This is a genomic window from Pseudomonas sp. AM14(2022) (genome assembly GCF_036346455.1).
GTDB classification, from domain to species: Bacteria; Pseudomonadota; Gammaproteobacteria; order Pseudomonadales; family Pseudomonadaceae; genus Aquipseudomonas; species Aquipseudomonas putida_A.
On the sequence record NZ_JAOTNY010000009.1, the window covers coordinates 135,743 to 148,519 of the forward strand.

The 12,777-nt window shown below is 64.6% G+C and carries 1 protein-coding gene (running past one end of the window); it reads left to right on the plus strand.

Annotated elements, in window-relative coordinates; all coding sequences use genetic code 11:
• Nucleotides 1-12,777, plus strand: the 3' portion of a protein-coding gene (locus V3W27_RS18725) for a non-ribosomal peptide synthase/polyketide synthase (protein ID WP_330207246.1). Its footprint begins 5,046 nt before the window's first position; 12,777 of the gene's 17,823 nt are visible here — the last part of the coding sequence; its start codon lies beyond the left edge, outside the window; it ends in the stop codon at nt 12,775-12,777.

A 12,777-nucleotide genomic window follows, 5' to 3' on the forward strand; every position in this document is an offset into this window, starting at 1 on the left:
CTCAAGGCCAGCGGCGGTTATGTGCCGCTGGACCCGGCGTATCCGCTGGAGCGTCTGGCGTACATGCTGGAAGACAGCGCGCCGCTGGCGGTGCTGGTGCAGGGAACCACGCGTTCGTTGCTCGGCAAAGTCGCGGTGCCGGTGATCAATCTGGATCAGCCGCATTGGCAAGCGCTGCCGACGGGCAATCTATCGCTTGCAGAACTGACCCCGCAGCACAGCGCCTACGTGATCTACACCTCCGGCTCCACCGGCCAGCCGAAAGGCGTGATCAACGAACACAGCGGGGTGGTCAACCGCCTGCTGTGGATGCAGGACGCTTACCAACTGAGTTCCACTGACACGGTGCTGCAAAAGACCCCGTTCAGCTTCGACGTCTCGGTCTGGGAATTCTTCTGGCCGCTGATGACTGGCGCCCGATTGGTCATGGCCCGACCTGAAGGGCACAAGGATCCGCAATACCTCAGCGAAATCATCGAGCGCGAACACATCACCACGTTGCACTTTGTCCCGTCGATGCTCGATGTATTTCTCGCCCACGCCGACACCGCACGTTGCAGCAGTCTGCGGCAAGTGATGTGCAGCGGCGAAGCGCTGCCGGGCAGCGTGGTGCGGCGCTTCAAACAGCAACTGCCGGGCAGCGAACTGCACAACCTGTACGGCCCGACCGAAGCCGCAGTGGACGTCACCGCGTGGAACTGCGCCGGGCCGCTGGAAAGCACCCCGGACAACACGCCGATCGGCAAACCGATCGCCAACACCCGCATGTACATCCTCAATACCCAGCAACAACCGGTGCCGCACGGCGTGGTCGGCGAGTTGTACATCGGCGGCGTGCAGGTAGCGCGCGGTTATCTGAATCGCCCGCAGCTGAACGCCGAACGCTTCCTCACCGATCCGTTCCAGTCCAATGGACGCATGTACCGCACCGGCGATGTCGCCCGCTACCTGCCGGACGGCAATATCGAATACCTGGGCCGTAACGACGATCAGGTGAAGATCCGCGGTTTGCGCATTGAACTCGGCGAAATTCAGGCGCGCCTGACCCAGATCGAGGGCATTCAGGAAGCCGCTGTACTGGCCCGCGAAGACGTGCCGGGGGACAAACGTCTGGTCACGTACTACACCGGTGCACCGCTGGAAGTCGAAACACTGCGCGGCCATCTGCTGGAAAACCTGCCGGACTACATGGTGCCCGCCGTGTTCGTGCATCTCGATGCACTGCCGCTGAGCCCCAACGGCAAGCTTGACCGCAAGGCACTGCCGGCCCCCGATCTGGCGGCGCTGACCGCCCGTGAATACGAAGCCCCGGTCGGTGAAGTGGAAATCGCGCTCGCGCAGCTTTGGGCTGAACTGCTCAAGGTTGAGCGGGTAGGGCGCCACGACCATTTCTTCGAACTCGGTGGTCACTCGCTGCTGGCGGTGAATCTGGTGGCGCGGATGCGCCGTGCCGGCCTGAGCGCCGACATTCGCGTGCTGTTCAACCAGCCGACCCTCGCCGCGCTGGCCGCTGCCGTGGGCGGTGAGCCCGAGGCCGAAGTCGCGGCCAACCTGATCACTTCGGACTGCACGCGCATCACCCCCGAGCTGCTGCCACTGGTGGCGCTCGACCAGCCGAGCATTGACCGCATCGTCGCCAGCATCCCCGGCGGCGTGGCCAACGTGCAGGATATTTACCCGCTGGCGCCGTTGCAGACCGGCATCCTGTTCCACCATTTGTCCGCCGCACAGGGCGATCCGTATGTGTTGCAGGCGCAGTTCGCGTTTGCCGATGAACAACGCCTGAACACCTTCACTCAAGCCTTGCAGAACGTAATCCAGCGCCACGACATCCTGCGCACTTCGCTGTTCTGGGACGGGCTGCAAGACCCCGTGCAAGTGGTCTGGCGTGAGGCGCCGCTGGCGTGCGAAGCGCTGGAACTGAATGGCGCGGACGGCGATGTACTGGAGCAATTGCGCCGCCGCTTCGACGCCGCGCAGTACCGCATGGCCGTCAATCAGGCGCCGCTGATGCGCGTGGTGCACTCGTGGGACGCCGCCAATCAGCGGGTGGTGGCGTTGTTGCTGTTCCATCACCTGGTGATGGACCACGTGGCGCTTGAGGTGCTGCAACACGAAATGCAGGCGTTCCTGATCGGCCAGCCGCAACGTCTGGCCGAGCCGGTGCCGTATCGCAATTACGTGGCGCACACCCTGTCGGGGATGAGCGACCAGCAGCACGAAGCGTTCTTCCGCGAGATGCTCGGTGACGTCGACGAACCAACCTTGCCTTACGGGCAGAACCCGGCGCCGGAAGGGCTGGCCACGCAGGCACAGTTGAGCCTCGACACCGCGCTGAGCCGCAAATTGCGCAGTCAGGCGCGGCGTCTGGGTGTCAGCGCGGCGAGCCTGATGCACCTGGCGTGGGCGCAGGTGCTGGGGCAGTTGTCCGGTCGAGATGACGTGGTTTTCGGTACGGTATTGCTTGGCCGTTTGCAGGGTGGCGAAGGCGCGGAACGGGCGCTCGGGGTGTTCATCAACACCTTGCCATTGCGCATCGATCTGCGTGCGCACAGCGTCAAGGGCGCGGCACTGGCGACGCATCAACGGTTGAGCCAGTTGCTGCAACACGAACACGCGCAACTGGCGCGCATCCAGCATTGCAGCGCGATGGCGCCGACCACGCCATTGTTCAGCACTTTGTTCAATTATCGCCACGGAGCCGCGGCGGGTGGCGGTTCTGCCGAGGCCCAAACGGCCTGGCAGGGCATGCAATTGCTTGAGGCCGAGGAACACAGCAACTATCGCCTGACCCTCAGCGTCGACGATCTCGGCGAAGACTTCAGCCTGACCGCACTGGCCGGTGCCGGTATCGATGCACAGCGCACCTGCGACTATCTGCAATGCGCCTTGCACAGGCTGGTGGATGCGCTGGAGCACGCGCCGCATCAAGGTTTCGAGCAACTGTCGATCCTGCCGGATGCGGAGCGCGAGCAGTTGTTGCACAGCTTCAACGCGACCCGCGCCAATTACCCACAGGGACTGACGATTGCCCAGCGTTTCGAGCAGCAAGCGCTTGAGCGACCGCAGGCGCTGGCGGCGGTGTTTGCCGATGCTTCGCTGAGCTATGCCGAGTTGAACCGGCAGGCCAACAGTCTGGCGCATCATCTGATTGCATCGGGTGTACAGCCTGACGACCGCGTGGCCATCGTCGCCCGGCGCGGTCTTGATACGCTGGTCGGGCTGGTGGCGATTCTCAAGGCCGGCGCCGGTTATGTGCCGGTGGATCCGGCGCACCCGGCGGAGCGCCTGAGCTATCTGCTGCAAGACAGTGCGCCCGTCGCGGTGCTGAGCCAAAGCGATCTGCGTGAACGCCTGCCGGCATTGTCGGTGCCGCTGATCGAGCTTGATCTGCACCAGTGGCCAAACGAGCCAATCGACAACCCGTCGCTGCCGGCCCTGACCCCGCAGCATCTGGCTTACGTGATCTACACTTCCGGCTCCACCGGTCTGCCGAAAGGCGTGATGGTCGAGCACCAGACGCTGAGCAACCTCGTGGACTGGCACTGCGCGGCCTTTGATCTGCACGCCGGCAGCCATACCTCAAGCCTGGCCGGGTTCGGTTTCGACGCCATGGCCTGGGAAGTCTGGCCGGCGCTGTGCGTGGGTGCGACCGTGCATCTGGCGCCAAACCATGACGGCAACGAAGACATCGACGCGTTGCTCGCCTGGTGGCGGGCGCAGCCGCTGGACGTGAGCTTCCTGCCGACCCCGGTGGCCGAATACGCCTTCAGTCAGGAGCCGGCGCATCCGACCCTGAAAACCCTGTTGATCGGTGGCGATCGTCTGCGCCAGTTCAACCGTAACCAGCCGTTCCGGGTGATCAACAACTATGGCCCGACCGAGGCTACGGTGGTCGCCACCTCCGGTTTGATTGCGGCGGGCGAGGTGCTGCATATCGGTAAACCGGTGAGCAATGCCACGGTGTATCTGCTCGACGCACGGCAACGCCCGGTACCGCTGGGGGTGATCGGCGAGTTGTATGTCGGTGGTGCCGGCGTGGCCCGTGGTTACCTGAACCGTCCGCAGATGACCGCCGAACGCTTCCTGCGCGATCCGTTCAGCAGCGTGCCGAATGCACGTATGTACCGCACCGGTGACCTTGCGCGCTGGCGCGAGGACGGCACGCTTGAATACCTCGGGCGCAACGACGATCAGGTGAAAATCCGCGGCGTGCGTATCGAGTTGGGCGAGATCGAAACCCGGCTCAATCAGCTCCCCGGTGTTCAGGATGCGGTGTTGCTGGCCCGCGAGGACGAACCCGGTCAGTCACGGTTGGTGGCGTATTACACCGAGCAGGGCGCAGCACTGAGCGTCGCTGATCTGCGCGCGCACCTGCTCACTCAATTGCCTGAGTACATGGTGCCGGCGGCGTTTGTCCGGCTCGACGCGTTACCCCTGACCGCCAATGGCAAGGTTGATCGCAAGGCATTGCCGAAACCTGACCTGACTGCGCTATTCACCCGCGAATACATCGAGCCGCAAGGCGAGCTGGAAACCGCGCTGGCGCAGATCTGGGCCGAGGTGCTGCAGGTCGAGCGGGTTGGCCGCCATGATCACTTCTTCGAACTCGGCGGGCATTCACTGCTGGCCATGCGCATGGTCGCGCAGGTGCGTCAGCAACTGGGGCTGGAACTGGTGCTGGCCGATCTGTTCGCCAACCCTGAACTGGCGGCGGTCGCCGAGTGCCTGTGCGTAGCGCAGGTCAGTAGCCAACCGCAGATCGTAGCGGTGCCGCGTGACGGCACGCTGTCCTTCGCCCAGCAACGCCTGTGGTTCCTCGCGCAAATGGACGGCGGCAATTCGGCGTACAACATTCCGCTTGGCCTGCGCCTGCGCGGGCGGCTCGATGTCGAAGCTTTGCAGCGCGCACTGACGCAGATCGTCGCGCGGCACGAAACCCTGCGCAGCCGTTTCGTCAGCGTCGACGATCAGGCGCAGGTGACGATTGCACCGGTCGATAGCGGTCTGCTGTTGCAAGTGGAAGACCTGCGCCAGGATCCACAGGCCGAAGCCACGGTGCAGGCACTGCTCGCGCAGGAAGCCGCGACTGCCTTCGATCTGCAGCACGATCCGCTGATTCGCGGACGCCTGCTGCGTCTGGCCGACGAGCACCATGTGCTGTTGCTGACCGTGCATCACATCGTCGCCGATGGCTGGTCGATGGGTGTGCTGACCCGTGAGCTGATGGCGCTGTATCAGGCCTTCAGTCACGGTCAGCCGGATCCATTGCCACCACTGGCGCTGCAATACGGCGACTACGCCGTGTGGCAGCGGCGCTGGCTTAGCGGTGAAGTGCTGCAGCGGCAGAGCGATTACTGGCAGCAGACCCTCGACGGCGCGCCGGCCTTGCTGACCTTGCCCACCGACCGCCCGCGTCCGGCGCAGCAGGACTTTGCCGGCAGCAGCGTCGAAGTACGCCTGGATGAGCGTCTGAGTGCCGGCCTCAAAGCCTTGAGTCAGCGTCACGGCGTGACCCTGTTCATGACCCTGATGAGTGCCTGGTCGCTGTTGCTGAGTCGTCTGTCCGGGCAGTCCGACGTGGTGATCGGCTCGCCGGTGGCCAACCGCACCCGGGCCGAGATCGAAGGCCTGATCGGCATGTTCGTCAACACCCTGGCCCTGCGCATCGACACCTCGGGCGAGCCGAGCGTGGCCACGCTGTTGGCGCGGGTCAAGGCGCGCACGCTGGAGGCGCAGGCGCATCAGGATCTGCCGTTCGAGCAAGTGGTGGAAATCGCCCGGCCGGCGCGCAGTTTGGCGCACAGCCCGTTGTTCCAGAGCACGCTGAGCTGGGACAGCAACGTAGGGCCGAACCTGGCGCTGGGCGATCTGCGCCTCGAAGGTGTGGCCGCACCGGGCCGGGTGGCCAAGTTCGACCTGACCCTGACCCTGGGTGAGGTCAACGGGGTGATTCGCGGATCGCTGGAATACGCCACGGCGTTGTTCGATCAAGCGACCGTCGAGCGTTATGTCGGCTACTTGCAGCGCCTGCTGGCGGCGATGGTCAACGATGAGCAGACAGTCCTGGAGCGGGTGCAATTGCTCGCCGAGTCTGAGCGTCAGCGCTTGCTCTACGACTTCAACGCCACTGCATGCGATTACCCGCAAACCCTGACCGTGCACGGGATTTTCCAGCAGCAGGCAGCGGCGCATCCCAAGGCGGTGGCGGCGGTGCATGGCGAGCATTCGCTGAGCTACTTTGAACTGAACGCTCAGGCCAACCGTCTGGCGCATCATTTGATCAGCCAGGGCGTGCAGCCGGGCGACCACGTGGCGATCCTGTTGCCGCGTTCGCTGGAACTGCTGGTGGCGCAACTGGCGATTGCCAAGTGCGCGGCGGCCTATGTGCCGCTGGACATCAACGCGCCGAGCGAGCGGCAGGCGTTCATGGTCGAAGACTGTCACGCGGCGGCGTTGCTGACCCTCAGCCGTGAAGTCATCGACTACGCCGCGCCACGCATCGACCTCGACCGCTTGACCCTCAGCGGCCAACCGACGCACAACCCGAATCTGGCGCAGTCCTCGGAGTCGCTGGCGTACATCATGTACACCTCCGGCTCCACCGGCACCCCGAAAGGCGTAATGGTGCCGCACCGCGCTATCGGCCGCCTGGTGCTGAACAACGGTTACGCCGATTTCAATGCGCAGGACCGCGTGGTGTTCGCCTCCAACCCGGCGTTCGACGCCAGCACCATGGACATCTGGGGGCCGCTGCTCAACGGCGGGCGCGTGGTGGTGATCGATCACCAGACCCTGCTTGATCCGAACGCGTTCGGCCATGAGTTGAGCGCCTCCGGGGCGACGGTGCTGTTCGTCACCACGGCGCTGTTCAACCAGTATGTGCAGTTGATTCCGCAGGCGCTCAAAGGCCTGCGCATTCTGCTGTGTGGCGGTGAACGGGGCGATCCGGCAGCGTTCCGTCGACTGCTGGCCGAGGCGCCGGCGCTGCGTATCGTGCATTGCTACGGCCCGACCGAAACCACCACTTACGCGACGACGTTTGAAGTGCACGAAGTAGCGGAAAACGCCGAGAGCGTGCCGATTGGCGCGCCGATCTCCAACACCCAGGTGTATGTACTCGACGCGCATCAGCAACCGGTGCCGATGGGCGTGACCGGCGAGTTGTACATCGGCGGGCAGGGCGTGGCGCTGGGTTACCTGAACCGCGCCGATCTGACCGCCGAGAAGTTTCTGCGTGATCCGTTCAGCGAGCAGCCGGGCGCGCTGCTGTATCGCACGGGCGACCTCGCGCGCTGGCTGGCACCGGGGCAGCTCGACTGCATCGGACGCAATGACGATCAAGTGAAGATTCGCGGTTTCCGTATCGAACTGGGCGAAATCGAAAACCGCCTGCTCAACTGCCAGGGGATCAAGGAAGCGGTGGTGCTGGCGCGCCGCGATGGTCAGGACATCACGCGTCTGGTGGCGTACTACACCGCCCACGCCGGGCGCCTGGACAGCGCCGATCTGCACGCGCAGTTGCTGGCGCGACTGCCGGAATACATGGTGCCGAGCGCGTGGGTACAACTGGATGTACTGCCGTTGAACAACAACGGCAAGGTTGACCGCAAGGCGCTGCCGGCACCGACGCAGGCAGCGATGCTCAGTCGGGTGTATGTCGCGCCGATCTCGGCGCTGGAACAACATTTGGCGCGGATCTGGGCTGGCTTGTTGCAGCTCGAACAGGTCGGTCGTCACGACAACTTCTTCGAACTGGGCGGGCATTCGTTGCTGGCGATGCGCATGCTGTCGCAGGTGCGACATCAGTTGGGCGTCGAGCTGACACTGGCCGAGTTGTTCGCCAACCCCGAGCTGGCTGCTGTCGCCGAGGTGCTGAGCCGGGCGGGGCGCAGCACCTTGCCGGAGATTTTGCCGGCACCGCGTGATCAGCTATTACCGCTGTCTTTCGCTCAGCAACGCCTGTGGTTCCTGGCGCAGATGGACGGTGGCAACAGCGCCTACAACATCCCGGTCGGTTTGCGCCTGCGCGGTCGGCTGGATGAAGACGCGCTGCAACGGGCACTGGCACGCATCGTCGCCCGTCACGAAACCCTGCGCAGCCGCTTCAGCCAGATCGACGATCAGCCGCAGGTGCTTATTCTGCCGGCCGAGAGCAGTTTGTTGCTGGCGGTAGAAGACCTGCGTCAGCACCCGCAGGCTGACAATGCCTTGCGCGGTCTGATCGAAGAGCAAGCCTGCGCCTCGTTCAATCTGCAGCACGATGCACTACTGCGCGGACGTCTGGTGCGTCTGGCTGATGATCATCATGTGCTGTTGCTGACGCTGCACCACATCATCGCTGATGGCTGGTCGATGGGCGTGCTGACCCGCGAGCTGGCGGCGTTGTATCAGGCCTTCAGCCGTGGCGAGGACGATCCGTTGCCGCCGCTGGCGCTGCAATACACCGACTACGCAGTGTGGCAACGGCGCTGGCTCAGCGGCGAGGTGCTGCAGCGTCAAAGCGATTACTGGCAGCAGACCCTGGCCGGCGCGCCGGCCTTGCTGACCCTGCCCACTGACCGCCCGCGTCCGCCCCAGCAGGACTATTCCGGCAGCCGCGTCGACATGCTGCTCGATCAACACTTGAGCGCCGGTTTGAAAGCCTTGTGTCAGCGTCGCGCGGTGACGCCGTACATGGTGATCATGAGCGCCTGGGCGATGTTGCTCAGTCGTTTGTCCGGGCAGAACGACGTGGTGATCGGCTCGCCGGTGGCCAACCGCACCCGCGCCGAGATCGAAGGCCTGATCGGCATGTTCGTCAACACCCTGGCGCTGCGCATCGACACCTCGGGCGAACCGAGCGGCGAGACGCTGCTGGCGCGGGTCAAGGCGCAAACCCTGAACGCTCAGGCGCATCAGGATCTGCCGTTCGAGCAAGTGGTGGATATCAGCAAGCCTGTCCGCAGCCTGTCGCACAGCGCGTTGTTCCAGACCATGCTCAGTTGGGACAACAACGACGGCCCGAGCCTGACCCTCGGCGACCTGACCCTGGAAGGGGTGGCCGGCGACAGCCACTTTGTGAAATTCGACCTTTCACTGAGCCTCGGCGATTCGCCCGACGGCATTCGCGGTTCGTTGCGCTACGCCACGGCCTTGTTCGATGAGTCGACGGTGCAGCGTTTTGTCGGCTACTTCCAGCGGCTGCTGGCGGCGCTGGTCAACGATGATCAGGCCGTGCTTGCGCAAGTGCCGTTGCTGGCACCGCAGGAGCAGCAGCGCTTGCTCATCGACTTCAATGCCAGCGAGGTCGATTGTCCGCTGGAACAACCGCTGCATGGCTTGTTCGAAGCGCAGGTGCGGCGTAAACCGGAGGCAATCGCGCTGCAATTCGCGCAAGGAAACCTGACCTATCGCGAGCTCAATCAGCGCGCCAACCGCTTGGCGCAGCATCTGCGCGAACTCGGTGTGCAGCCGGATGCGCGGGTGGCGATCTGCGTCGAGCGCGGGCTGGATCTGGTGGTCGGTCTGCTCGGCATTCTCAAGGCCGGTGGTGCCTATGTGCCGCTGGATCCGAGCTACCCGGCGGAACGCCTGGCCTACATGCTCAAGGACAGCGCGCCGACCGCGGTGCTGGTGCAGACCGCGACTCGCGGATTGTTCGATGACGCCGTCGCCACGGTAATCGACCTTGACCGCAGTACCTGGCAGCACCTGCCGGATCACGACTCGCCAGTGCCGGGCCTCAGCGCCTCCAACCTTGCGTACATGATCTACACCTCGGGTTCTACCGGATTGCCGAAAGGCGTGATGATCGAACACCGCAGCGCCTGCAACATGGTGCACTGGGGCTCGCAGATTTCGCCGCCGACCGAACACGGTGCGTTGCTGCAAAAGGCACCGTTCAGCTTCGACAGTTCGGTGTGGGAGATCTTCTGGCCGCTGTGTTCGGGGATGCGTCTGGTACTGGCGCGACCGGACGGCAACCGCGATTCGGCGTATGTGGTGCAGACCATTCGCGAGCAGCAGGTGACGGTGGTCAAGTTCGTCCCGGCGCTGTTGCAGCAGTTCATCGAACAGGACGGTGTCGAGCAGTGCACCAGCCTGACCGATGTGCTCAACGGCGGTGGTGAACTCAGTGCGGCGCTGGCGCGGCAGGTGCGCGATCGGCTGCCGTGGGTGCGTTTGCATAACGTTTACGGCCCGACTGAAACCACAGTGGACAGCACGGGCTGGACGCTGGAACCGGACATGCCGGTGCCGGACAACGTGGTGCCAATCGGTACAGCCTTGAGCAATACACGCCTGTACGTGCTCGACGCGTACGGACAACCGGTGCCGCAAGGCGTCAGCGGTGAGTTGCACATTGGCGGTGTCGGCGTTGCGCGTGGTTATCACGGACTGCCGGAGATGCAGGCCGAGCGCTTCATCGACAGCCCGTTTGTGGCGGGTGATCGCCTGTACCGAACGGGGGATCTGGCGCGCTACAACCACCACGGGGAACTTGAATTCCTCGGCCGCAATGACTTCCAGATCAAGCTGCGGGGCTTGCGCCTGGAGCCGGGGGAAATCGAGGCGCGGCTGATCGAACATCCGGCGATTCGCGAAGCGGTGGTGATGGTGCGTGATGAGCGTCTGGTGGCGTGGTACACCGTGCGTGCCGGCATTGACGCGCCATCGCTGGAGACCTTGCGCGCGCATGTGCTGGAGCGTTTGCCGGAGTACATGGTGCCGGGCGCGTTTGTGCTGCTCGACGCGTTGCCGCTGACGCCAAACGACAAGATCGATCGCAAAGCCCTGCCGGAACCGGGGGCAGATGCGGTGATCAACCGCCCATACGTGGCGCCCGAGGGTGAAGTCGAAACCACGCTGGCGCGGATCTGGAGCGAGGTGCTTGGCGTCGAGCAGGTCGGACGTCACGACAACTTCTTCGAACTGGGCGGGCATTCGTTGCTGGCGGTGAAGCTGGTCAATCTGCTGCAACGGGCCGGGCTGCAACTGTCGCTGGCCGAACTGTTCCAGCATCCGAGCATCGAGTCTGCCGCCGCGCTGCTCAGTCAGGATGAGGCGCTCAGTCAGCCTGACGGGCTGGTCGTGGTGCGTGCCGGGGCGCACGGTACGCCGCTGTTCCTGCTGCATGAATTCAGCGGCAGGGACGTGTACTTCCCGACGCTGGCCCAGCACATCGGTGGCGAGTTTCCGATTTACGGCCTGCCTGGCGTGACGCTCGGTCAGCCGCAATTGCGCACGCTTGAGTGCATGGCGCAGCGCATGGTCGGGATCATCCGCGCGGTACAGCCTCACGGGCCGTATCGGCTGGCGGGCTGGTCGTTCGGCGGGGTGCTGGCGCATGAGGTCGCGCAGCAATTGCTCGGCCTCGATGAGCCGGTGGATTTCATCGGCATGCTCGACAGCTATGCGCCAAACCCGCTCGCCCAGGACAAGGCAATGTGGAGCGGCGAGGGCCTCGACAAGCGCCAGTTACTTGGCCATTGCCGAGGGCGTTCGCTGATGCTGGGTGCCGAAAGCGAGGCGGCGCTGGCGGCGGTGCAAGTGCTGGAGGCGCAAGTCGAACAACTGGATTTCCCCGAGCTGTTCAAGCGCTGTCAGGCGCAGCAGCTGACCGATCCGGAACTGGCCACGGTCAGCGCGGCGGACGCCTGGCATTACTTTGATCGCGAAGCGGCGCATCGTCTGGCGCTGGCGCATTACCGGGTCAGCCCGGCGAGCCAGCCGATCCACCTGTTCCGTGCCCAGGAATTGATGGACGGACAGTCGATGCCGAGCCCGACGCGCGGCTGGGAAGAGCGCTTCGACATTGGCCTGCTGCGTTGCATCGACATCCCCGGCGATCACCGGACCATGATGAAACACCCGCACATCCAAGCGCTTGGCCAGGCCATTACCCAGGCGCTGGAAACCCTGGTGACGCCGGAACCGGCGCTGTATCAACCGCTGCTGACGATTCAGACCGGGCAGCCGGGGCATGCGCCGATTTTCTGTGTGCCGGGGGCGGGTGACAGCGTCACCGGGTTCATTCACTTGACCGAGGCGATCGGCCCGGAGTGGCCGATCATCGGCTTGCAACCGCGCGGGCTGGACGGCGTCAGTGTGCCGCACAGCGCGGTCGAAGCCGCTGCCGCGTTCTACCTGCAAGCCATCGAGCAGATCCACCCGCAGGGGCCGCTGCACCTGATCGGCCATTCGTTCGGCGGCTGGGTCGCGCATGCCATGGCGGCGCAGTTGCAGGCGGCCGGGCGCGAGGTGGCTTCGCTGACCTTGATCGACAGCGAGGCACCGGGCGGTGACGGCACGGCGGGCAAGCCGTACACGGCCACTGCCGCGCTGCAACGGCTGATCGACACCCTGCAGTTGTCCTGTGGCAAATCGCTGGGTATCGATCCTGCGACCTTCGCCAACGCCGACGACACCACGCAACTGCGTCTGCTGCACGACGGCATGGTGCGCGCCGGGGTGTTGTCGGAGCGGGCGGCGCCGGATGCGATGCACGGCCCGGTTCGCACTTTCGCCGCGGCGCTGCGCACGGTCTATCAGCCGCGTCTGGCCTACACCGGGCCGGTGCGGCTGGTGCTGGTCGATGACCCGACGCTGGACGAGTGGGGCAATCAGCGCGAACAGGCGGCGGTGCTTGCAGGCTGGCAGCGACAGGTCAGCGATCTGGCGGTGTGGTACGGGCCGGGCAACCACTTCACGATTCTCAAGGCGCCCAACGTCTTCAGTTTCGCCGCGTGGTGGCATGACGGTCTGACGCTGACGGTCGGCGAAGTGCTGTCCTGA